Annotated in this window: 23 protein-coding genes; 12 read left to right on the forward strand and 11 right to left on the reverse strand. The window is 39.7% G+C overall.

Translation table 11 applies throughout. The features are described from left to right. Positions 1 to 2: 2 nt before the first annotated feature. On the reverse strand, positions 3 to 1,355 hold the full coding sequence (locus LJ658_RS14840) for a TolC family protein (RefSeq protein ID WP_230547308.1): 1,353 nt from the start codon (positions 1,353 to 1,355) through the stop codon (positions 3 to 5). Between the two features lie 355 nt (positions 1,356 to 1,710). Here LJ658_RS14840 and LJ658_RS14845 point away from each other — a divergent pair, with 355 nt between their 5' ends. The 12 genes from LJ658_RS14845 (at position 1,711) to LJ658_RS14900 (ending at position 14,208) form a co-directional block, all read left to right on the forward strand. Further along, positions 1,711 to 2,919: a pyridoxal phosphate-dependent aminotransferase family protein gene (locus tag LJ658_RS14845; RefSeq protein ID WP_230547309.1), complete on the forward strand. Its 1,209-nt coding sequence runs from the start codon at positions 1,711 to 1,713 to the stop codon at positions 2,917 to 2,919. An 80-nt stretch (positions 2,920 to 2,999) separates the two neighbouring features. Further along, the gene (locus LJ658_RS14850) at positions 3,000 to 4,118 is read left to right on the forward strand and encodes a GNAT family N-acetyltransferase (protein WP_230547310.1); all 1,119 of its coding nucleotides are present in this window, start codon (positions 3,000 to 3,002) and stop codon (positions 4,116 to 4,118) included. Continuing rightward, positions 4,115 to 5,101: an NAD(P)-dependent oxidoreductase gene (locus tag LJ658_RS14855; RefSeq protein ID WP_230547311.1), complete on the forward strand. Its 987-nt coding sequence runs from the start codon at positions 4,115 to 4,117 to the stop codon at positions 5,099 to 5,101. The genes LJ658_RS14850 and LJ658_RS14855 overlap by 4 nt, the downstream gene beginning before the upstream one ends. A 33-nt stretch (positions 5,102 to 5,134) precedes the next feature. Further along, positions 5,135 to 6,457 (forward strand): inositol-3-phosphate synthase, encoded by a 1,323-nt coding sequence (locus tag LJ658_RS14860; RefSeq protein ID WP_230547312.1) that lies wholly within the window; start codon positions 5,135 to 5,137, stop codon positions 6,455 to 6,457. Between the two features lies 1 nt (position 6,458). Next, entirely contained in the window at positions 6,459 to 6,923 is a 465-nt protein-coding gene (locus LJ658_RS14865) for a phosphatidylglycerophosphatase A (protein WP_230547313.1), read from the forward strand. A 206-nt stretch (positions 6,924 to 7,129) separates the two neighbouring features. Continuing rightward, entirely contained in the window at positions 7,130 to 9,688 is a 2,559-nt protein-coding gene (locus tag LJ658_RS14870) for a DUF5686 and carboxypeptidase-like regulatory domain-containing protein (protein WP_230547314.1), read from the forward strand. 23 nt (positions 9,689 to 9,711) lie between these two features. Next, positions 9,712 to 10,428, forward strand: coding sequence for a CDP-alcohol phosphatidyltransferase family protein (locus LJ658_RS14875; RefSeq protein ID WP_230547315.1), 717 nt, complete (start codon positions 9,712 to 9,714; stop codon positions 10,426 to 10,428). A gap of 12 nt (positions 10,429 to 10,440) precedes the next feature. Beyond that, the gene (locus LJ658_RS14880; protein ID WP_230547316.1) at positions 10,441 to 11,013 is read left to right on the forward strand and encodes a DUF4833 domain-containing protein; all 573 of its coding nucleotides are present in this window, start codon (positions 10,441 to 10,443) and stop codon (positions 11,011 to 11,013) included. A 6-nt stretch (positions 11,014 to 11,019) separates the two neighbouring features. After that, positions 11,020 to 11,640 carry a sterol desaturase family protein gene (locus LJ658_RS14885; protein ID WP_230547317.1) on the forward strand — a complete coding sequence of 207 codons (621 nt, stop codon included), beginning with the start codon at positions 11,020 to 11,022 and terminating at the stop codon, positions 11,638 to 11,640. 2 nt (positions 11,641 to 11,642) lie between these two features. Next, positions 11,643 to 12,581 carry a phosphatase PAP2 family protein gene (locus LJ658_RS14890; protein WP_230547318.1) on the forward strand — a complete coding sequence of 313 codons (939 nt, stop codon included), beginning with the start codon at positions 11,643 to 11,645 and terminating at the stop codon, positions 12,579 to 12,581. Between the two features lie 164 nt (positions 12,582 to 12,745). Then, the gene (locus tag LJ658_RS14895; protein ID WP_230547319.1) at positions 12,746 to 13,516 is read left to right on the forward strand and encodes a hypothetical protein; all 771 of its coding nucleotides are present in this window, start codon (positions 12,746 to 12,748) and stop codon (positions 13,514 to 13,516) included. A gap of 122 nt (positions 13,517 to 13,638) precedes the next feature. Further along, the gene (locus LJ658_RS14900; protein ID WP_230547320.1) at positions 13,639 to 14,208 is read left to right on the forward strand and encodes a CAP domain-containing protein; all 570 of its coding nucleotides are present in this window, start codon (positions 13,639 to 13,641) and stop codon (positions 14,206 to 14,208) included. On the opposite strand, the gene LJ658_RS14905 is transcribed toward LJ658_RS14900, so the two are convergent. The 10 genes from LJ658_RS14905 to LJ658_RS14950 form a co-directional block, all read right to left on the reverse strand. Beyond that, complete coding sequence (locus LJ658_RS14905; RefSeq protein WP_230547321.1) at positions 14,205 to 14,408, reverse strand: DUF1456 family protein; 204 nt, start codon at positions 14,406 to 14,408, stop codon at positions 14,205 to 14,207. The two genes, LJ658_RS14900 and LJ658_RS14905, sit on opposite strands and share 4 nt — an antisense overlap. A gap of 24 nt (positions 14,409 to 14,432) precedes the next feature. Next, positions 14,433 to 15,734, reverse strand: coding sequence for a DEAD/DEAH box helicase (locus LJ658_RS14910; protein ID WP_230547322.1), 1,302 nt, complete (start codon positions 15,732 to 15,734; stop codon positions 14,433 to 14,435). Between the two features lie 79 nt (positions 15,735 to 15,813). Beyond that, positions 15,814 to 17,190, reverse strand: coding sequence for a putative oxidoreductase C-terminal domain-containing protein (locus tag LJ658_RS14915; protein WP_230547323.1), 1,377 nt, complete (start codon positions 17,188 to 17,190; stop codon positions 15,814 to 15,816). A 13-nt stretch (positions 17,191 to 17,203) separates the two neighbouring features. Beyond that, positions 17,204 to 17,752 (reverse strand): DUF4337 domain-containing protein, encoded by a 549-nt coding sequence (locus LJ658_RS14920; RefSeq protein WP_230547324.1) that lies wholly within the window; start codon positions 17,750 to 17,752, stop codon positions 17,204 to 17,206. Positions 17,753 to 17,842: 90 nt separating this feature from the next. Further along, on the reverse strand, positions 17,843 to 18,112 hold the full coding sequence (locus tag LJ658_RS14925) for a hypothetical protein (protein WP_230547325.1): 270 nt from the start codon (positions 18,110 to 18,112) through the stop codon (positions 17,843 to 17,845). 38 nt (positions 18,113 to 18,150) lie between these two features. Continuing rightward, a complete protein-coding gene (locus tag LJ658_RS14930; RefSeq protein WP_230547326.1) occupies positions 18,151 to 18,828 on the reverse strand; it encodes a pseudouridine synthase in 678 nt (225 codons plus the stop codon). Positions 18,829 to 18,832: 4 nt separating this feature from the next. After that, positions 18,833 to 19,303, reverse strand: coding sequence for a nucleoside triphosphate pyrophosphohydrolase family protein (locus LJ658_RS14935; RefSeq protein ID WP_230547327.1), 471 nt, complete (start codon positions 19,301 to 19,303; stop codon positions 18,833 to 18,835). A gap of 519 nt (positions 19,304 to 19,822) precedes the next feature. Continuing rightward, a complete protein-coding gene (locus LJ658_RS14940; RefSeq protein WP_230547328.1) occupies positions 19,823 to 20,605 on the reverse strand; it encodes a DUF1080 domain-containing protein in 783 nt (260 codons plus the stop codon). Positions 20,606 to 20,772: 167 nt separating this feature from the next. Continuing rightward, positions 20,773 to 21,018, reverse strand: a complete 246-nt coding sequence (locus LJ658_RS14945; protein ID WP_230547329.1) for a hypothetical protein — start codon at positions 21,016 to 21,018, stop codon at positions 20,773 to 20,775. A 130-nt stretch (positions 21,019 to 21,148) separates the two neighbouring features. Further along, positions 21,149 to 21,997 (reverse strand): SDR family oxidoreductase, encoded by an 849-nt coding sequence (locus tag LJ658_RS14950; RefSeq protein ID WP_230547330.1) that lies wholly within the window; start codon positions 21,995 to 21,997, stop codon positions 21,149 to 21,151. Positions 21,998 to 22,005: the final 8 nt, after the last annotated feature.

Here is a 22,005-nt window from a genome sequence, read left to right on the forward strand (position 1 = left end):
AATTATTCGTTATTATTATTTATTGTTGTGTCAACCGTTAGTGTACCCAATGCCTTTTTTAAATCGATCTTGCTGGATAGCACCTGAAAAAGTGCATTGTAATAATTAAGTTCAGATGTCCGCAAATCAGACTGTGCCACAATCACGTCAAGGTAAGTTTTTACCCCTTCGCGATATTGCAGGCTTACCACATTATATACATCCTTAGCCAGCGCTACGTTTTGTTTAAGTAGCTGCCAGTTGGTATAGTTACTTTTATAGCTGGCCAGCGCCTGGATATATTGCGTGTTAATTGTGTTTTGCGAATTTACAACGTCCAGATCGGTACGCTCAACTTCCAGACGGGCTTTACTTAAATTTTGTAAACGCTTTGTACCCTGGAAAATAGGCAGCGTTAATGACAGTCCGGCATATCCGCTGGGGAAAGCATTACTATAAAGGTCTGAAAAACGTGTATTCAAATAAACCAGGTTATAACTGCCGACTGCTGACAGTGACGGTAGAAATCCCCAGCGGTAATAATTAACATTCAGGTTCTTAAGATTTTTTTCTGTTTGCAGTAATTGATATTCAATACGGTTGTTAACATTAACCATTTGATTGGTATCGATATAAGCTTCCCTTTCATAACTGGTCGAATCATACGCCAATGTTATTCCAAATTGGGGGTTAACTCCCATTATTTGTTTAAGATAGGCCTGTTTACCATTAATCGTTTCGGCTGTTTGTTTGCGCAGAGCTATTTCATTATTAAGTGCTATGGTCGCCTGTTTATAATCGATTTTGTCCACAACCCCCGCCTGATACCTGTTGTAGGCATCCTTCAGGCTTCTTTGCAGGCGTACAATGTCCTCATTAATAATATTTAATTGTTTTTGCGATAGCAGTACGTCAAAAAATGCCTTGCTTACATCTGCTACGACATTGATCTGGCTGCTTACCGTATTTTGCTTGTAATATAAACGCGAATAATTGGCGGTTTTTGAAGCCAGCAATACATCATTATTATAAATAACCTGGCTGGCCTGTAAACCAAGACTTGAATATTCGTCTATTGATGACACAACGCCGGGGGTTGTAGAAGCTACCGGGCTGCCTTTAAAATAATGGGTATAACTGCCGGCCGAGTTAAGTTGAGGTAGCCACCCGGATAGTCCGATACGTATATCACGTTCATTTATCTGCTCATCAATAGCAGCCTGCCTTACCGCCGGCTGATTGCGTAATGCAAAAAGTATACTTTGTTTTAATGTTATTACGTTAGGTATGGTATCAATACTTTTTTGAGCAAAAATTGCACTGGTATTAAAAAATAAGATAAAATTAATTATCAACAAAAATGATGTTTTTTTCATATGATAGTAGTGATCGGCAGATCTGTAAACAAAAAATGCAGTAAATAGATTTACTGCTTTTTGGGATTTAAATTATTAGGGAATGCGAATATGAGGTATTTAATTTTAAATATAATTTAACCACAACATTTTTACGTAAATAATACATAATAGCTATAAACAACCTTGTTTTTGATACTTTTTTGAAAAAAATGAAAATTATAGACACTAAATAAACAAAAAAATTAATTAATTTGCCGAGTGGGAAGTGCACTGCATTTTGAAAAAAATGGAATGTTAAAAAAAATTACATACTAAATATAGGTTATAAACTTATTCATGGTATTTTTACAAAAAATTTAAGCAGGGTTAATACATGGTTAAAAAACTACATGAGAAGATTGCTCAATTTCAAGATGCAGCAATGATCAGGGAGAAGGGACTGTATCCTTACTTTAGGCCTATTGAGTCTGGACAGGATACAGAAGTAATTATTGATGGCAAGCGTGTATTAATGTTTGGGTCTAATTCTTACCTGGGGCTTACTAATCACCCAAAGATCAAAGAAGCATCAAAGAAAGCAATTGACAAATACGGAACGGGATGTGCGGGGTCAAGATTTTTGAATGGTACACTTGATATACATGTTGAATTAGAGAAAAGACTGGCTAATTACGTTGGTAAAGAAGATGCTGTATTGTTTAGTACAGGTTTCCAGGTTAACCTGGGCGTTTTATCATGCGTGTCCGGCCGTAATGACTATTTAATTTTAGACGAATATGATCACGCCTCATTAATTGACGGCAGCCGTCTTTCGTTTTCGAAAGTTATTAAATACGCCCACAATGATATGGCCGATCTGGAACGCAAGCTGAGCATGCTACCGGAAGAAGCTGTAAAAGTTATTGCTGTTGATGGTATCTTCAGTATGGAAGGTGATATTGTTAAATTACCGGAAATTGTTGAACTGGCTGATAAATATGGTGTAAATATTATGGTTGATGATGCCCACAGTTTGGGTGTAATCGGTCATAAAGGCGCGGGAACTGCATCACACTTTAATTTAACTGATGATGTCGACCTGATTATGGGTACCTTCAGTAAATCATTAGCTTCATTAGGTGGTTTTATTGCTGCCGACCATGCTACTATTGATTACATGAAACACCGGGCACGTTCATTAATGTTCAGCGCAAGTATGACACCTGGCTCGGTAGCCAGCGTTATTGCCGCATTAGATATCATTGAATCGGAGCCGGAGCGGATCCAGAAACTTTGGGACAACACCAATTATGCAATGAAACTTTTGTTGGACGAAGGATTTGACCTTGGCCCTACAGAAAGCCCTATCCTGCCTATCTATGTAAGGGATAATGATAAAACCTTCCTGGTTACCAAGCACCTGCAATCGTCAGGTGTGTTTGTTAACCCGGTAGTATCACCCGCTGTCCCTTCAGACTCGTCTTTATTGCGTTTCTCTTTAATGGCTACACATACTTTCGCACAGATTGATGAAGCAGTTGAGAAGATCACGAAGGCATTTAAAGATGTAGGCGTACCAATGGGTATCAAAGAAAAAATATAATAAAATTCAATATAAAGTGCGGCTATTTAAAAGATGGCCGCATTTTTTGTTTACTATAATCCATAATTCCTGCCAGCTACATGAAAAAGATAATTCCGGTAAATTCGAAAAAAGAACTTACAGCATTTATTGATTTTCCACATGATCTTTACCAGGATGACCCCAACTACGTTCCTGAGTTATTTATAGCGCAAAGAGACCTGTTAACCAAGCATCCTTTCCATAAACACAACAAACTGCAGGGATTTTTAGCTTATGAGGGTGATAAAATAGTTGGCCGTATTGCCGCCATATTAAATAACAGCCATAACGAGTATAATCAGGTTAATGATGGATTCTTTGGTTTTTTTGATTGCGTTAATGACCGGGAAACAGCCAACCTGCTTTTTGAAACTGCCGCAAACTGGCTAAGAGAAAAAGGCGTGACCGAAAAATTTATCGGCCCGGTTAACTTCTCAACCAACGAAGCCTGCGGATTACTGATCAAAGGATTTGATACGCCGCCGGTATTAATGTTTACTTACAATTACCCTTATTATGCCAGCCTGATAGAAAACTGGGGCTTCGATAAACAGATTGACCTGATTGGCTGGAACTGGCAGGGTCAGGCTTATGATGACAGGTCGGTTAAGCTATTGGATGCTTTGCAGGAGCGGTTAAAACGCAGTAATATTATTATCCGTAAGGTGGACCTGAAAAACTTTAAACAGGAAACCATTAACCTGCGCGAAGTTTATAACAAGGCCTGGGATCAAAACACGGGCTTTGTACCGTTAAATGATGAAGAGTTTGATTATTTGGCCAAGGACCTGAAACTGATACTCGACCCTGATTTTTGTTTGATTGCCGAGCAGGAAGGTAAAATAGTAGGCTTTGGCATTGCGCTGCCGGATTATAATGAGATCTTTAAAACCATTAAAAAAGGCCGCTTACTGCCTACCGGTATATTTAAACTGCTATTTAACAAAAGCAGGATAACCGGCATAAGGATATATGCGCTTGGCGTAATTGAAGGTTACCGGAAACTGGGGATTGAGGCTTGCCTGTATGGCACCATTATAAAAGAATACAAGCGCAAAGGCTATTTAAAAGCTGACGCCGGCTGGACGCTTGAAAACAATGTGATGATAAACAAAGCTATCGAGGCTATCAAAGGCGATCCTTACAAAACATACCGCATCTACGAAAAAGCCATATGAAAGAAAAGGTTTTGATAACAGGGGCCAGTGGCTTTGTTGGTTACCATCTGATTATTGAAGCATTACATAATAACCTTGAAGTGTTTGCCGCGGTTAGAAACAATAGTAAAATTGACCATCTGAAAGACCTGGCTATTGAATATGTTTATCCGGATTACACAGATATAACGTCATTAAAAAAAGATCTGCTGGAAAAACAATACGACTATATTATACACGCAGCCGGCATTACCCGTGCGCGGTCGGCGGCCGAATATGACCGCGTTAATGCAGAATATACGGCAAACCTTGCGCAGGCGGGGCTAGAATTGGGAAGCCAGCTAAAAAAATTTGTGCTGATAAGCAGCCTGGCCGCAGTTGGGCCACTTAAGGCTTTAGACGGAATAATCACCGCGGATACCCCGCCCGATCCTATTACCGCCTACGGAAGCAGCAAATTGCTGGCCGAAAAAAAATTAAAGGCAATCGGGGATTTAAATTATACCATCTTAAGACCAACCGCAGTTTACGGCCCGCGCGATACCGGCATATTTATTTTCTTTAAACAGGTTAGCAGGCATTTGGAAGCTTACATAGGCCGTGGCGAGCAAAAATTAAGCTTTATTTACGTTAAAGATTTGGCGAAGGCAAGCATAAGGGCGCTGCATAGCGGTAATAAGCAAACCTTTAATTTAAGTGATGGTAATTTTTACGATAAATATCAGTTGGGCCATCTCTCGAAAAATATATTGAAGGTTAAAACGTTCAAGTTTCATCTTTTGGTAAATTTTGTAAAATTAATTGCCCTCGTATCAGAAAAAGTTAGTTCTTTGAGAAATACTGCCCCTATTTTGAATCTCGAAAAACTGGATGAGTTAACTGCTGTTAACTGGTCATGCAGTATCGAACCGGTAAAACAGGACCTCGGATTTTATCCACAGTACTCATTGGAGGATGGTTTATACGAAACGCTTGAATGGTACCGCACTAATAACTGGATTTAAACAAACAATAATTCTACATATTTAAATTACATAATGAAAAGCAACATCAAACCTGCCGAGGGTAAACTTGGTATTTTGCTGCCTGGATTAGGCGCAGTAGCGACAACTTTAATTGCCGGAGTTGAAGCGGTAAAAAAAGGAATTTCACAACCAGTAGGATCTCTTACCCAGATGGGTACTATCCGCTTAGGTAAAAGAACAGAAAACCGTCGTCCGAAAGTTAAAGATTTTGTGCCGTTGGCTGATTTGAACGATATCGTTTGGGGTGGTTGGGATGTATATACGGACAATGTATATGAATCTGCAATGAACGCCAAAGTTCTTGAGCCGGGATTATTATATGCTGTTAAAGAAGAGCTGGAAAAAATTAAGCCAATGACTGCGGCTTTTGATCAAAACTATGCTAAAAACTTAACTGCAAGCCACGTTAAAACCGGTACGCGTTATGAGTTGGCTCAACAGGTTATGGAGGATATCCAAAATTTTAAAGCGTCGAATGGTCTTGACCGTGTTGTATTGGTGTGGTGCGGATCAACCGAGATTTATTACGAAGCGTCTGACGTGCACAGCACATTAGATAAGTTTGAAGCCGGATTAAAAGCTGACGATAAATTAATTGCGCCAAGCATGATCTATGCTTACGCGGCTTTAAAATTAGGTGTACCGTTTGCTAACGGCGCGCCAAACCTAACCGTTGATATCCCTGCACTTATTGAATTGGCTGCTATCACCCAAACACCTATTGCCGGTAAAGACTTTAAAACAGGCCAAACTTTAATGAAAACCATTTTAGCGCCCGGTCTTGCTGCAAGATCATTAGGTGTTAACGGCTGGTTCTCGACCAATATTTTAGGTAACCGTGACGGTTTGGTACTGGATGACCCGGATAACTTTAAAACTAAAGAAGTTTCAAAACTGGGTGTATTAGAGGATATTTTTAAACCTGAGGATAATCCTGAGTTATATGGCGATATCTTCCATAAAATACGCATCAACTACTACCCTCCGCATGGTGATAACAAAGAGAGCTGGGATAACATTGACATCTTTGGCTGGTTAGGCTATAAAATGCAGATCAAAATTAACTTTTTGTGCCGCGACTCTATCTTAGCTGCACCAATTGCATTAGACTTAGCTTTATTTAGCGATTTTGCTAAAAGGGCCGGTATGAGCGGCGTACAAGAGTGGTTATCATTCTACTTAAAATCACCGCAAACTGCACCGGGCTTACCTGCAGAGAACGATATATTTAAACAACTGATCAAACTGGAAAATACGTTACGCTACTTAATGGGCGAAGATCTGATCACCCACCTGGGCTTAGATTACTACGAAGAATTGGTTGAAGCAAAATAATATGTTGTTTCATAAACTGGCCGCTACTGTTTTTGGCATCGGTTACTTAGGTAAGGGTGTTGGAACGGTAGCGGCCTTTTTTGGCTGTATATGCTGGTATTTACTCTGGCATAATACTACCCCGGCGGCGCCCGCTATAGCCTTGACGCTGGCTGTTACGGTGTTAGGCATCTGGAGCGGTAATAAAGTTGAACCACTATGGGGTAAAGACCACGGCCGTGTGGTAATTGATGAAGTTGCAGGTATGTTTTTAACCCTGCTTTTTATACCGGTAACTATACCTTATATTATTACAGGTTTCGTTCTGTTTAGATTCTTTGATATTGCAAAACCATTGTTAATCAGGAAACTTGAAGCCCTGCCCGGCGGTTGGGGTGTGATGGCAGACGATCTGCTTGCTGGTGTATATGCCAATATATTATTACAGGTGATTATCAGGCTGATTTTGCCGAATGTCAAATTTTAGTAAAACCTGTTAAATTTTGTTAATCTCTCCCCATTATTTGACTTTCTGACCACAGAAGTCTATTGGATTTAGTTACCTTTGCCCCCTGTTATCAAACTGGATTGTAAGCATATCCTGCAACAAAGTGATTTATCTGAACTTGTTTTTCAAATAACCGCAGTTTTAAAGGAAGAGCATTATCGACAAAGTTTGTATTTAATAAATACATGGATCTTAAAAGTTTATTCAGAAAGTTTTCGTTTGTAGCTTTCTTATTATTTAACACCGCCGCATTATTTGCGCAGACCACCCATGTTACCGGTGTGGTAACAGATGGTAGTACAAAAAATGGCGAGCCGATGCCCTTTGTAACCGTTGGGTTTGCAGGTAGTACCATTGGCGCCCCTACCAATAATGACGGACGTTTCTCTATCTCGTCTGATAAAATCTATAAACAAATCAAAGCTAGTTTTATAGGTTATAAAGATGTTTTTATAAATATTGTACCCGGCATATCGCAGGTGGTTAATATTAAGATGATGCCTGCACAAACCGAGCTTACCGAAGTAGATGTCCGGGCCGGCAAAAAACCGCGTTACCGTAACAAAGGCAATCCGGCTGTGGAACTGATACGCCAGGTTATCGCTCACCGCGAGCAAAACCGGCCCGAGGCTTACAATTATGTGGAGTATAAAGAATATGATAAGATGCAATTTTCCATTGCCAACTTATCTTCTAAAATCGCCGAAAAGAAATTTTTCAGGAAATATAAATTCGTTTTAGACAACCGCGACAGCACTACGGTACCCGGTAAGTCATTATTGCCGATATTCCTGGATGAAAAAATATCCCAATACTACTACCGTAAACATCCTGAAAAGGAAAGAACAATAATACTGGGCCAGCGTAATGTTGATTTCGGCGGCTCGATAGATAACGAAGGCGTAGGTCAGTTTTTTAAGTACATGTACGGGAAGGTTGATATCTATGAAAACAGCATTAACCTGATCACCAATAACTTTTTAAGCCCCATTGCTAACGGCGGCCCTACTTTTTACAAATATTTTATTACCGATACTATTGTAACCGAGGATAAAAAGAAACTGGTTGAGTTAAGCTTTACGCCGCGCAACACCCAGGATATGCTTTTTGAAGGTAAGATATATATCACCCTTGACAGTAACTATGCGGTGCAGAAAGCCAAATTGGGTATCAACAAAAACATCAACCTTAACTTTGTAAAATCAATGACGGTTAACCTTGATTTTGAAAAAAATCCGGATGGACGTTATCATTTGAGCAAAAGCAACACACTGGCTGATTTTGGGGTAAATAAAAAGAAATCAGGCGGTTTCTTTGGCATCCGTACGCTTACTTATAAAAACTACGTGGTTAACAAGCCGCTGGCCGATACAGCGTATGTATCCGGGACCCAGGACATCGTTGTGTCAGACGAAGTTAAACACCGTAGCGAACAGTTCTGGCGGCAAAACCGGTTGGATACATTAACCACGGCCGAGTCAAAGGTCTATAAAAATATCGACAGCTTATCGCATATGCCTTCGTTTAAACGCACGTTGGATATTGCCACGCTGTTACTCGCGGGTTATAAATCATTTAACACGTTTGAGATAGGCCCGTCAAACACGTTTTACAGCTTTAACCCTATCGAAGGTTTTAAATTACGCCTGGGTGGCCGTACCACCCCTGAGTTGAGCAAGCGTTATTATTTTGAAACCTATGCAGCATACGGTTTTAAGGATGAAAAATGGAAAGGCTTTTTGAGTGCCACCTATTCAATTAACGATAAGTCTATTTATAAATTCCCACAGAATTATATACGGGCCAGCTTTCAGCGCGATACCAAAATACCGGGCGCTGCTTTGCAGTTCGTACAGCAGGATAATTTCTTGTTGTCATTTAAACGTGGGGTTAATGATAAATATCTTTATAATGATTTTTATAAGTTTGATTATGTACACGAATATGAAAACCATTTCTCCTACAATCTTACTTTAAAGAAGTGGACACAGTCGCCCGCCGGATCATTATATTTTATCAACAACACTGGCCCTATCAATAATCTTACCACCTCAGAGGTATCGCTTAATTTACGATATGCACCCGATGAGCAATTTTACCAGGGTAAAATCTACCGGGTACCTATCCCAAGCAAACACCCGGTGTTAAATTTTGATTATACCAAAGGCTTTAAGGGTGCGTTTGGCGGTGCATACAATTACCAGACGGTACACCTGCGTTTAGACAGGCGTAATTATCTGTCACAATTGGGATATATGGATATGGTTATTGAGGGCGGTAAAACCTTTGGACAGGTACCTTATCCGTTGCTGACCATCTTCCGTGCCAACCAAACTTATGCTTATGATTTATATTCATACAACTTAATGAACTTTTTAGAATTTGTAAGTGACAGGTATGCCTCTATAAATTTAGATCAGCACTTTATGGGTTTCTTCTTTAACAAAATACCGCTGCTGCAAAAATTAAAACTGCGTGAGGTTGCATCATTTAAGGCTATTTACGGTCAGTTAAGTGATCAAAACAATCCGGCGTTACATCCGTCTTTATATCAGTTCCCGGTAACAAGTACCGGGCAGCCCATCACCTACTCTTTGGGTAACACGCCTTATATTGAGGGTAGTGTTGGTGTGGAAAACATTTTTAAATTTATACGTGTTGATCTGGTGAAAAGATTTAACTACCTGGATCACCCGGATGTTTCACCACTGGGCGTACGTGTAAGATTAAAGTTTGATTTTTAATAAAGCAGTATAATTAACAGTTAATGGAACAACAAACATCCATACGTACAAATCTTCAATTAGGTATCTACAAGGTAATTGACCCCTTTGTAAAAGTTTTAATAAAACTGGGCCTTACCCCGAATGCTGTTACCTCTATTGGTTTTTTGCTAAATGTAGGGGTAGCGGCGATATTTATTATAGGGGGCGAAGAAGGAAATCGCGGTGACCTCAGCTACATCGGCTGGGCAGGCGGCCTGATTTTATTTGCGGGCCTGTTTGATATGCTTGACGGGCAGGTTGCACGGCTGGGTAACATGAAATCGACTTTCGGGGCTTTGTATGATTCGGTTTTAGACAGGTATAGTGAGCTGGTAATGTTTTTTGGCATTTGTTATTACCTGGTTGCACAACATTATTTTCTGAGTTCGATATTTGCTTTTATAGCTTTAATAGGCTCAATGATGGTAAGTTATGTACGTGCACGGGCCGAGGGGCTGGGCATTGATTCAAAAGGCGGTTTGATGCAGAGACCTGAGCGCGTGGTAACCATTGGCTTATTTGCCATAATTTGTGGTGTGAGCTCGGTTTATATCGGCGGGAATTATAAACTATATGTACCGGGTGTAAAGTACCACGTTTTTGAAACCATGTCTATATTTACTATTCCGATAACCATACTGGCTGTGTTAACAAATATAACTGCGTTTAAAAGATTAACAAATGCAAAAACCAGCCTTGAAGAAAAAGAAAAGAATTAACGTTGCCTATTGATGAAATTATTACTTTTAATATCACTTACTTTTTGTTCTTATTTGCCGGTAAACAAAGTACCGGATGAGCCGATTGCCAAACCCATTCTAACAACAGCAACTGCAGAAGATGACAAGTTTCCGCCACCACCCGAAAGTGTGAGCCGGTTATTTTATATGCAGCGTACATCAAACGCCAACACGTTGATCTACGAGCTTAACGCGCCTTACGGGCGCCTTGATGAAGATAACCCTTTACATGTTTACTGGATCAGAAACGCAGAGAAGGGACAGAAAGAAGAACTTAATTATATACAACGCAAATTTGCATACGGTTTGGTAACCAAAAAACTGACGAATGATCAATACGATGTCAGATTTGTATCATACAAAAAATTTCCACTGCTTTTGATGAAAGCAAACGACGGAAAATATCATATCTTCGCAACAATTGCACAGAAGCAAATAGTGCTTAACCGTATATTTGTAAAAATTGAAGGCGGCTCTTTCTGGCTGCCCAATATTGTTTATGTGGAACTAAAAGGAACAGATCAATCAACAGGCAGAGAAATTATAGAACGTTTTAAACCCTGATACACCATGGCAAAAAATTTCATATCAAATTCACAGGAGTCAACAAGGATGTTTAAAAACGACCTGTTGGAAGCTTTATCAAAAGTTCATTTCCTGGTACCGGTATTTATTTTTGTACCGGTTATACTTGCAAGTACCTATATTGCTTTATTTGTTAAGGCGATTGGCATACTTACTTATATCGAGTTTTTCATTGTTGGCCTCTTTGTCTGGACGTTTGTTGAATATGTTATGCACCGCTTTGTATTCCATTACGTACCTAAAAACAAAATAGGCTTACGTTTGCATTTTATTTTTCACGGTGTACATCATGATTATCCAAGTGATGCCAAACGTTTGGTACTGCCCCCATCGGTAAGTATCCCGCTAGCAACCCTGTTTTATTTTCTGTTTGACGCTATCTTACCCGTTAACTATGTTTTTGGGTTTTTCCCGGGGTTTATATTAGGATATCTGTTTTATGATATATCTCACTACGCCATCCATCACTTTAACTTTAAAGGAAATATCTGGAAAAAGATAAAGCAACACCATATGTTGCATCACTATCAAAGCCCTGACAAGGGTTATGGTGTGAGCTCGCCATTATGGGATAAGATCTTCCGCTCAGACTTTGAAAAAAAATAAGAATGAGTGGTGCTGTTAACCAGGGTTCGGTAGTCAATACCAGATCAATCCTGATTGTTTCATTTCTATCGGTTGCTTATTTACTGCTCTCTTCCTGGGTCGTAGGGTTTAAATCAGACCAGGTAGTGTTATTGGTTATTTTTAACACCCTGTTTTATGCATCGGCTATTACCCGCAAATTTATACTGGGCTTTTCGGTTTTCATCGTTTATTGGATCATATTTGATTACATGAAGGCTGTGCCCAACTATAATGTTAATACGGTACATATTGCTGATCTGTATAATTTAGAGAAGCATCTTTTCGGTATCAATTACAACGGGCACCTGTTAACCCCCAATGAATATTGGAAAGTTAACTCCACAACATTTTTAGACGTAATAGCCGGTTTGTTTTATATCTGTTGGATCCCGGTGCCGCTGGGCTTTGCAACTTATTTGTTTTTTAAAGACAGGCGCGAATTTTTATCTTTCGCAACAACATTTCTGCTGGCTAATCTTATAGGATTTATTATCTACTACGCCTTCCCCGCCGCGCCGCCGTGGTATATACAGGAACATGGCTTTGTTTTTAACGCCGCAACACCCGGTAACACGGGAGGCTTGTCACGGTTTGACAGCTACTTTGATATTCAGCTTTTTCATTCTCTTTATCAAAAAGGATCAAATGTATTTGCAGCAATGCCTTCGCTGCATTCTGCTTACCCGGTTATTGTTATTTACTATGCTTTCAGAAATCATTTAGGCTTTATGAAAGTTGTTTTAGGTACGGTTATGGTAGGCATATGGCTTACAGCTATTTACACCAGCCACCATTATGTATTAGATGTATTAGCCGGAATTATAACCGCCATAGTCGGAATTAATTTGTTTAACTTATTATTTACCAAAGTGCCCTTTTTAACCCGGTTACTGGATAAATACGAAGCCATTATAAAATAACCCGCCTGATAGTGTACTGTTTTGTATACTATAAATTTCGTGTTTTAAATATTTCTGGTTATATTTAATTCCTTTTCACAATAGGATCTGTCTTTAACTCAAACAGTTGCATAATAGGCATGCTATTTGAATACTGTTGAACAGCTGTGTAAAGGCGGATTTATATGAAGAAACTTATTATACTTATCATTATATCATTATACGGACTAAAGTCTTCCGCTTATGCTGTGACTGATAGTACATTACTTCAGTCGGCTGTTCACGCTACACTTATAGACAGTTTGAAACAGCAATTGCAGCTCTCATCAAACGATACTTTGAAATCGGCTTTGTATACGCAACTGGCTGCCGAATATTTAAAATATGACAAACTGGATAGCAGAACCAGAAAATTTTATCAGGCCCAGGCTTTAAATTACAGTTACCTGGCGTTGCATTTGTATTCAGGCATGAACGATACTACCGGCCTGCGTACCTGCTTTAACAGCCTTGCCAAGGTATATCGCTCGCAACGAAAATATCCACAGGCAAAATGGTTTATACTACAATCAAACACCTTATCACGCCTTAAAAAGGATGTTCCCAACATATTGGAATCACTCATTGTATTGGCTAACATAAAAATGGAAATAAAGGATTACACCCTTGCAATGCGTGATCTTAATGAAGCGCTCACATTATCAAAAGCTAATCATTATCCCAAAGTGGAATCAAACGTACAGGAAAGCTATGTTCTGTTATATACCCATCTAAAGAATTATACCAAAGCAGATATCGCTGCAAAAAGACATGACTTTATCGAGGATAGCCTGTTAAAAGACGAAGAAAAGCTGGTGGCTAAGACCCGGGATACGCTGCAGGCGAAAAAAAAAGTTTTTCAAGCCAGCAGGAAACCTTACAAAGCAAACTACTCCAGAAGGATAGCCTCATTATAATATTAATAATTACCATCGGGCTGATCAGCCTGGTAGCAGTTACCATATCCTTTTACCGGAGACGGAGAAGACGGCGCAGACGTACCCATTAAACTTACTATCTTAATAACTGTCCAATAAGCATGAGAAATGTTATTTTATCAATAACCATTGTATTAACGTTTGTAACATCAGTTGTATTTGGCCAATCGCCGGGTAGTAATAAGTTCAAAAAGGAATTCTTAAGGGTAATTAACCGCACGCGCGCAAATGGCTGTATCTGCGGCACAAATTATATGCCCCCCGCCCCACCATTGATGTGGAATGATAAGTTAGAGAAAGCAGCAAAGGGACACGCACAGGACATGGCGTCACGAAGATATTTTAGTCATGTTAGTAAAGACGGGCGCGACGCTATGGCACGGGCGGAAAATGCCGGTTATGATCATTTTGGTTTTAAGAGTTTTACAGTGGGCGAAAACATAGCGCAGGGCCAGCCCACTATAGCAGAAGTAATGACCGGCTGGATCAACAGCGAAGGCCATTGCCGAAACTTAATGAACCCTGACTTTAAAGAAGTTGGAATATGGGTAACAGACACCTACTGGGTGCAGGATTTTGGCGGGCGCGAGGAATTTTCGGCGGAAATGAAACAGATGATTAAAAGTGGCAAGGCCCGGATTATACAAGGATCAGTGCACGAGAGTCATTAAGGCTTTGGTCCGCGTTTATAAATAATCAATCCGTTTAAAAAATTCCGGAGTATCTGATCACCACATGGTTTAAAATTGGGATGATCTTCTGCCCTGAATATCGCCCCCAGCTCCGTTTTGGTGATCCTGAAATTAGCTAGTTCCAACACCTTCACAATATCGTCATCTGTAAACTTCATAGCTACCCTAAGCTTTTTCATTATATCATTATTGCTCATATATTCTTATCTTGATATTTCGATCTTTACTTTTTTATTTTTAATCTTCTCACCTTTAACGCGCTCCACCAGCTGTTCTATTTGGGTGCGTTTTACCGCGGCGTATGAGGTATTATCCAATACTTCAATCAAACCAAGATCCTCTTTGGGCAACGCTCCTTTCTTTAGTAATAACCCAACGATATCTACTTTGTTCACCTTATCTTTTTTACCTGCGGCGATATACAAAGTGGCCCATGGTGTAATTTCAGGTAAAGACAGTTTTTCGGGTAATTCTTCTATTTCAGGTTTTTGTTTCAGATAGTCCTGCTTCTCCTCTTCGTTTAATATCAAATAAGCAGTTCCTTTAGCGTGCATACGTGCGGTACGGCCATTACGATGCGTAAACGCCTCTTCATTATGCGGTAGCTGATAGTGAATAATGTATTCAATCTCGGGGATATCCAGCCCGCGCGATGCCAGGTCAGTAGTGATCAACAAACGGTGACTACCGTTCCTGAATTTCAACAATGCCCGCTCCCGGTCGTCCTGTTCCATCCCGCCATGAAATATGTCATGAATAATCCCGCGGTCCCAAAGTAAATCACTAATTCGATCAACAGCCTCGCGATGGTTACAAAAAACCAGCGTGGCCTTGTTACCGATTTTGCAGATCAGCGAAAACAAAGTATCCAGTTTATCAGCGGCATCAGCAATAACTGCTTTTAATTTAATATCGGGTGTATTGGATTTATTGTTAAGATAATTTAGTTCAACCGGGTTGGTCACTCCTGTAAAATCGGGTATTTCATCCATGCGGGTGGCTGATGTTAAAATCCGCCTGCCCAAATGTGCCAACTGCCGGATAATTACAGTCATATCTGTTTGGAAACCAAACTCCAGCGACTTATCAAATTCGTCTAAAACCAGTGTATGAATTGCCTCCGGGTTAAAGTTTTCATGGCGCAGATGATAAGCGATACGGCCGGGCGTTCCTATAAGAACCGCCGGTGGCTGCGAAAGATTATTCTTCTCTATTTTGGTAGAATGGCCACCGTAACAACAATTAACTTTAAAGCCACTGCCTATTGTTTTGAAAACCTGTTCTATTTGCAAGGCCAACTCGCGCGATGGCACCAATATTAAAACCTGCACCAGGTTAATATCGCGATGCAATAATTTAAGCACCGGTAATAAAAAACCCAGTGTTTTGCCCGAGCCTGTGGGCGAAAGCAAGATCAGATCACTTTTAGGATCGGCACTAAGCGCCGCGTTTTGCATTTCGTTCAATGCAGTGATCTTAAGGTTTTCAAGCGCTTTTTTTATCATGGCGCAAAGATACGGGTAATTGTCCGAACTAAGATTGATGGATAACTTTGATTATATAATCCTTTAGGTATTACAAATTTTAGTGCTTACGCTTAGCCAGCGTTAACGCGGTAGTAGTTGTATAGTACTTGGCAATCATGTTTGGCACCTCCCATTCCGGCATATCGCCTTCGCGCAGGTAATTAAGATATTTTTCTGTCACACGGCCAAAATGCGCCTCATGTCCGTCTTTATATTTCTCGGGGATTATAACTTCCCAACCTTTATCATTCCTTTTAAGTTTAACGCCCGGATATTTACCCTGTATGGCCTTTAAGTTTTCAAACAGCTGTTTTTCATAAGTTGTGCTTTCATTATTTAGCGGTTGGATGTATAAAACAGGAGCATATTTCTCTGCAGCGCCCTGCTTTATATACAAATCTGCCTTAGTACCATGCAGCGCTGAATTGTGGCTATCGCCGCTTCCATCGGGTGCAGCGTAGGCCCATTTAGCGGTAAGTTTTATGTTAGTGCCAAACAGTTTATAATTAACAGATCCGTTAGCGTATACTTTTAAAATAGTGTCTTTAACGATATTGTCTTTTAAAAACGCCGGGAAGCCATCCAGTTTGGTGATTGCTTTAAACTGACTGAGATTGATATAAGAAGGCCATCTTTTTGCACTTGTAAACTGGATATCTTTTTTATAATTGATGACTTTTTCGGGGAAACATTCCCATTGGGTAAGATCAACTAAATGTACACCAACGTCCTGCAAACCCTCGCCTTGTTGTTTTACATCAAAAAACCAGGCGGGCCGGCTCAATACACTACCTGATACATATTTATAAAAATAGTGTACGCTCTCCATCTCAACCGCAGGTTGCTGCGGTGTACCTTTTTTTAACTGGCCAAACACTTCGGGCAATAGTGCGAACTCGCGCTGTAAAGTATTTGTTATTTCATAACGCTCGGTCATGATATCATATAGCACCAGCTTTTTCTTAGCGGCCACTGCAAATGCGTTCCTGAGCATTTCAAAATGTTCATTGTCAATAGCCATTGGCTTATCACCCAAAACATTAAAGCCTGCATCAATTGATTTTTTGATATACTCGGTTTTCTTTTGGTTATTACCAGCCATAACTACCACGTTGCCTTTTTTCTCGGCAATCATTTTATTAAAAAAGTCATCGCCGGTATAAACTATTTCGCTCCAGTGCGTTGGGTCGGTCTTACGAAAATTATAAGCATCAATTTTATCAAGATGCGATTTAACATCAGGGCCCTTGGGCGCATATACATATACATCCGGTTCAATATCGGGCAAGGTTGTTTTTTGCACCAGCGCGGCATGGAAATGACCGGGATCAAGTGTGATCAGTTTTATTTTTTCATTTTCTTTGAGCTGGCCATAGGCAGAAAACCCAATAAAAACCGTGCAAATTATAACACAAAAACTTCCGATATTTTTCATAATACCCGTTTGATTAAAACCAGATCCCCTGGGTCAAAAAGAAAATGCCTATTAAAGCAAATCCTATACTTACCAGCCATAAACTTTTTCGTTTAATAATAATAGATATAGCACCTATCGCTATCGAGATTTGAAACAAAGTAATGCCGCGTGCAAAAACGCTATGTTTAACTACATGCAGGTCTGATTCTTTTTGGAAATCTTCGGCTTTTTCTTTTATTGCCGCCTGCTCTTGTTTATTCTGTTTTATTTTTTCTTCGTCTGCAGCTATTACAGGTTTCCCAAATGCCGATAATATTTTACTGGTTTGATTCAACGTTTCGGTTTTGATGCCCTTTGCCTGGTAAAACGCCCATTGATCTGAAGCACGGATTTGGGCTAACATGGCTTCATCGGCATGTTCGCCCGCCAGCAAACCGGTTATGGCAGCTAGTACGGCAATTAATGCTGTAGAAAGCGCTACAAACAGCACCCACCGGTCTTTACCTTCAGACAGAATATGATGGGCGTGTTCATTACTTTGTTCGTGAATTTTTTCGGCGTAGTTTTCTATTTCGTCCATTTAAAAATTTCAGCTATTAATAATCTTCTATAAAGATAAAACTAGAAATAATTAGCTACAATAACTATACAACTAATTGTATACCACAACTCAAAAGCTTGCAGACAAGGCGTTTTTTGCCTGTATAAACCCCGCTATCTCGGCAGCGCTCTGGTGGGTGAAATCGCCCATACCGGTATATTCCCACTGGTTCATATTATCATCAAATATAATATCACCCATACCCACATTACCCTCTGTTAACCTAAACACACCGGTAACGTAAATATCCCCGCCCGGTATATTTTGGTTCACGGGGGTAATGGTGATATTATGTTCTTCCCCATCTATATAAATGGTATAATTTATAGGATCTGTCATGTGTTTACTACAAAAAAATAATCTGTTTGTTTGGATAATTACCAATTCATCAAATCCATCACTCTGTTAAATTCGTGATTAACGGGAGCCATGATAGTAATATTACTATTGTCTACCGGATGATTGAATATTAACCTGGATGCATGCAGCAATAAAGTGGTCATGTCCCATTTTTCTCTGAACAGTTTATTTTGTTTGTTACATCCGTGAGTTGTATCGCCAATTATGGGATGATTAACGTGGCTTAAATGCTTGCGAATCTGGTGCATGCGCCCGGTAGTCGGCTTAACATCTATCAGGGAATATCTTGATGTTTCGTGCTTACCAAATGGTACCGGCAGATCGGCGTAATTAAGTGTTTTATAAGCTGTAAAAGCATCCTGCAAAGTGCCGTTTTCTTTACGCAGCGGATAATCTATTTCTTCGGCATCCGCAGTATATCCCCTCACAATGGCCAGATAGTTTTTTTGAACCTGGTTATCAGAGAACTGTTGCTGCATTGTTATTTCAACCTCTTTATTCAAGGCAAACAACAATATACCACCGGTTGCCCTGTCTAAACGATGAACCGGATTAACTTTAAAACCGACCTGGTCTCTAAGTAATTGCAGGGCAAACTCTCCAGCATCGGCCGCTATAGCTGAGCGGTGAACCAACAAACCATGTGGTTTGTTAATAGCTATCAGATATTCATCCCGGTAAAGTATATCGAGCATTTAATTACCCTAATATTTTCCCCAAATCTGCAGGCGAGTAGTTAATTGATTTCAGCGTCTTATTATCAAGTGTTCTGTAAACAAGGAATAATCCGTCAATCTCTTTATGATAAGAGTCCGTATTGTCTTTTCCCTTATAGTGGGCTATTGTATCATTTGCTTCGTCAACGGTTTTGCAAGCCTTGCTCATGTTTGAGCGGTGAACTTCATCAAAAAGCTCCTTAAATTTCTCGCCTAGTCCAAACTCTAAAACAGCACCTGACAATACATATTGCAGATCACACAGTGCATCAGCAATTTCAATAAGATTGTCGTCATCAATAGCCTGTTGTAGCTCTTTCAGCTCTTCGGCTAAAAGCTCAACCCTTAATTTACAACGCTCTTTTGATGGAATGGTTGGCTGGGGAAGAATGGGATGTTTAAACGTAGTATGAAACTCGGCAACCTGATTCAATGAGTTTAAGTCTTTTATCATGATATTCTTTAGATTATTTTATAGCAACCGGCACCAAAGCCAGGAATTGCTAAGTTATGAATAACCTCATACTTATCAATGACAGTTTATTATTTCAGGGTATATAAACGGCTCCTTTTTTCGCCAAAGAGGTATAATTTGTTTTTACAGTAAAAAATTCTTGTTTCGCGTCGATGAGTGTTAAAACAACATACTCCGTGTTCCACTTTCCTACTGAAAATACGTGATATGGCTGTGGATGTTTATTATACACGGCTGTGTTGTCAATAACCTGCTTTGATGCCGAACATCCGAAAACAAGAAAACAGAAAACCAGGGGAAGTTTCTTCACGCTTTATTTAATCAAATAGTTACTCTAAAAATACTAAATCGTTAATAATGCAACAATATTTTACATAATAATGTTTCGATTAAATAAAAATATTTTCATTATTTATATGATGAAATTTAACAAAAAAAAGCGTCAGGATAAATACAATAGTAATTATCCTGACGCTTAAACTGCATTGATAAAAGCCGCTAAAGCTCTCTTAACCAAATATTCCTGTAGCTTATCGGTTCACTTCTATCTCCGTGTGCCTGTAATTTTATCGGCGCAGGGCCATGTTTGGCATTATTATAAGATGCCGTACCTATATATTGTGTCGGACCCAATAATGATACATTATTTTGAACTAACACACCGTTATGAAACACGGTAGCCCTCGCCGGGGTTTTAACTGTGCCATCCTCATTAAATGTCGGCGCAGTCCACACTATATCATAGCTTTGCCATTCGCCTGGTGGCTTGCTTGCGTTAACCAACGGAATAAATTGTTTATAAATGCTACCTGCCTGTCCGTTAACATAGGTTTTATTTTTATAAGAATCCAGTACTTGTAACTCATATCCGGCATCGCCTTTTCCTAATGATGCCAGGAAAACGCCGCTATTGCCACGGGCCTGATCACTACCAGTGATATTTGCAGGTATCCGCCACTCAACATGCAATTGATAACTTCCAAATGATTTTACCGTTTCTATATTACCACTATGTTTATTCACCGTTAATATACCACCTGCAACTATCCAGCTGGCGGGTGTACCGCGCTGATCTGTCATCGTCCATTGGCTCAGATCTTTACCGTCAAATAAAATTATAGCGTCTGATGGTGCGTCACTATTGGTCTTTCCCGGTGTTACAACTTTGGGTACGGGTTCATATACTTCTGTATCTTCGTGCCTCGGATTATTTTGCGCGTTAGCGGCAAACACACTTATGGTCAGTATTAATGCCAGTATTAATGTTGGTTTTATATTCATAATATTTAAAGATGTTTGTGGCAAACATAATAAAAACGTCTGTATAAATAAGATGACAGTGTTGTATAAAATATCAGAATGCAGAATTTATTACAAAACCTGATTTAATCGGGATACAAATGGATATATTATTGGCCATTCGCAATATGATCTGGCTTAACCAAGTATTATGCTACTCGGGTATAACTGAAGTTAGAAAGCATTTGCCGGGACGGCACATCAAAATATCGTTGTTTTGTGCTTTCATTTGATGTTGAATTAGGAATTTTTGGACTTAACCGCATACTAATGCATAGAGTTACAATTGCTATAACCAACAACAAATTGGTTTTTATTTTTTTATACTTCTCACGTTCGTCAGCATAATAGAATGCTGATTCTAATTGCTGCCTTTGTAAAAGTCTCTTTTCCATATTACTATTATTTCAACCAAATACGTAACCTCATACCAGAAACACAACAATTGAGCCAGTTTTTGTATAGGCGTGTCTTATACCGAAACTTTTTAAATATCCGCTTTACAATAAAAACTAGCCGCCATGGTTAACCGTTAACTACTTCGCCGCCGTTAACGTGTATAACCTGCCCGGTTATAAATGAAGCGTCATCAGAAGCAAGGAAAACATAGGCCGGCCCCAGTTCAGATGGTTGCCCTGCCCTGCCCATAGCCGTTTCTGATCCGAAATCCTTGATTTTCTTTTTATCAAACGTTGATACGATCAACGGCGTCCAAACAGGCCCCGGGGCCACTGCATTAACGCGAATATTTTTATCCGTAAGATTAGTTGCTAACGAACGCGTAAATGAGGTGATAGCTCCCTTGGTTGATGAATAATCTATTAAATTAGGCGAAGATCTGTAAGCAGTAACCGAGGTTGTGTTAATAATTGTGTCCCCAGCTTTCATATAGACAAGAGCCTCATTAACGAAATAGAAATAAGCAAAGATGTTTGTGCGAAAGGTCTCCTCTAACTGCTTATCATCAATATCCTTCGGATTTTTTTGCGGTACCTGCATCCCGGCATTGTTGACCAAAATATTTATCTTACCAAGCTCCTTTACGACCTGCCGAACTGCTTTTTTACAAAAAGCGCCTTTTTTAACGTCGCCTTTTATCAGCAGGCATTTGCGGCCGTATGATTGGACAATCTGCTGGGTCTCTAACGCGTCTACATCTTCGTCTAAATAAACTATGGCAACATCTGCCCCTTCTCTGGCAAAATGCACGCTTACAGCACGGCCTATGCCACTATCGCCACCTGTAATAAGTGCCGCTTTACCCATTAGCTTTCCTGCAGCTTTATAAGTTGCTTTTATATATTCAGGCCGGGGGTCCATCCTGGCTTCAATGCCCGGTTGTCTATTTTGTTTTTTCGGAATTTTAGGTGCCATATTGTTAT

This window comes from Mucilaginibacter sp. UR6-11 (assembly GCF_020880695.1).
Taxonomy (GTDB): Bacteria; Bacteroidota; Bacteroidia; order Sphingobacteriales; family Sphingobacteriaceae; genus Mucilaginibacter.

What these genes read in the sequence shown, in the direction of transcription:
- LJ658_RS14885 (WP_230547317.1), top strand. Translation starts at nt 11,020, where the DNA reads ATGGCAAAAAATTTCATATCAAATTCACAGGAGTCAACAAGGATGTTT.
- LJ658_RS14920 (WP_230547324.1), bottom strand. Translation starts at nt 17,752, where the DNA reads ATGGACGAAATAGAAAACTACGCCGAAAAAATTCACGAACAAAGTAAT.
- LJ658_RS14935 (WP_230547327.1), bottom strand. Translation starts at nt 19,303, where the DNA reads ATGATAAAAGACTTAAACTCATTGAATCAGGTTGCCGAGTTTCATACT.
- LJ658_RS14850 (WP_230547310.1), top strand. Translation starts at nt 3,000, where the DNA reads ATGAAAAAGATAATTCCGGTAAATTCGAAAAAAGAACTTACAGCATTT.
- LJ658_RS14840 (WP_230547308.1), bottom strand. Translation starts at nt 1,355, where the DNA reads ATGAAAAAAACATCATTTTTGTTGATAATTAATTTTATCTTATTTTTT.
- LJ658_RS14945 (WP_230547329.1), bottom strand. Translation starts at nt 21,018, where the DNA reads ATGGAAAAGAGACTTTTACAAAGGCAGCAATTAGAATCAGCATTCTAT.
- LJ658_RS14910 (WP_230547322.1), bottom strand. Translation starts at nt 15,734, where the DNA reads ATGATAAAAAAAGCGCTTGAAAACCTTAAGATCACTGCATTGAACGAA.
- LJ658_RS14905 (WP_230547321.1), bottom strand. Translation starts at nt 14,408, where the DNA reads ATGAAAAAGCTTAGGGTAGCTATGAAGTTTACAGATGACGATATTGTG.
- LJ658_RS14895 (WP_230547319.1), top strand. Translation starts at nt 12,746, where the DNA reads ATGAAGAAACTTATTATACTTATCATTATATCATTATACGGACTAAAG.
- LJ658_RS14940 (WP_230547328.1), bottom strand. Translation starts at nt 20,605, where the DNA reads ATGAATATAAAACCAACATTAATACTGGCATTAATACTGACCATAAGT.
- LJ658_RS14875 (WP_230547315.1), top strand. Translation starts at nt 9,712, where the DNA reads ATGGAACAACAAACATCCATACGTACAAATCTTCAATTAGGTATCTAC.
- LJ658_RS14845 (WP_230547309.1), top strand. Translation starts at nt 1,711, where the DNA reads ATGGTTAAAAAACTACATGAGAAGATTGCTCAATTTCAAGATGCAGCA.
- LJ658_RS14930 (WP_230547326.1), bottom strand. Translation starts at nt 18,828, where the DNA reads ATGCTCGATATACTTTACCGGGATGAATATCTGATAGCTATTAACAAA.
- LJ658_RS14855 (WP_230547311.1), top strand. Translation starts at nt 4,115, where the DNA reads ATGAAAGAAAAGGTTTTGATAACAGGGGCCAGTGGCTTTGTTGGTTAC.
- LJ658_RS14950 (WP_230547330.1), bottom strand. Translation starts at nt 21,997, where the DNA reads ATGGCACCTAAAATTCCGAAAAAACAAAATAGACAACCGGGCATTGAA.
- LJ658_RS14915 (WP_230547323.1), bottom strand. Translation starts at nt 17,190, where the DNA reads ATGAAAAATATCGGAAGTTTTTGTGTTATAATTTGCACGGTTTTTATT.
- LJ658_RS14865 (WP_230547313.1), top strand. Translation starts at nt 6,459, where the DNA reads ATGTTGTTTCATAAACTGGCCGCTACTGTTTTTGGCATCGGTTACTTA.
- LJ658_RS14860 (WP_230547312.1), top strand. Translation starts at nt 5,135, where the DNA reads ATGAAAAGCAACATCAAACCTGCCGAGGGTAAACTTGGTATTTTGCTG.
- LJ658_RS14900 (WP_230547320.1), top strand. Translation starts at nt 13,639, where the DNA reads ATGAGAAATGTTATTTTATCAATAACCATTGTATTAACGTTTGTAACA.
- LJ658_RS14870 (WP_230547314.1), top strand. Translation starts at nt 7,130, where the DNA reads ATGGATCTTAAAAGTTTATTCAGAAAGTTTTCGTTTGTAGCTTTCTTA.
- LJ658_RS14925 (WP_230547325.1), bottom strand. Translation starts at nt 18,112, where the DNA reads ATGACAGATCCTATAAATTATACCATTTATATAGATGGGGAAGAACAT.
- LJ658_RS14880 (WP_230547316.1), top strand. Translation starts at nt 10,441, where the DNA reads ATGAAATTATTACTTTTAATATCACTTACTTTTTGTTCTTATTTGCCG.
- LJ658_RS14890 (WP_230547318.1), top strand. Translation starts at nt 11,643, where the DNA reads ATGAGTGGTGCTGTTAACCAGGGTTCGGTAGTCAATACCAGATCAATC.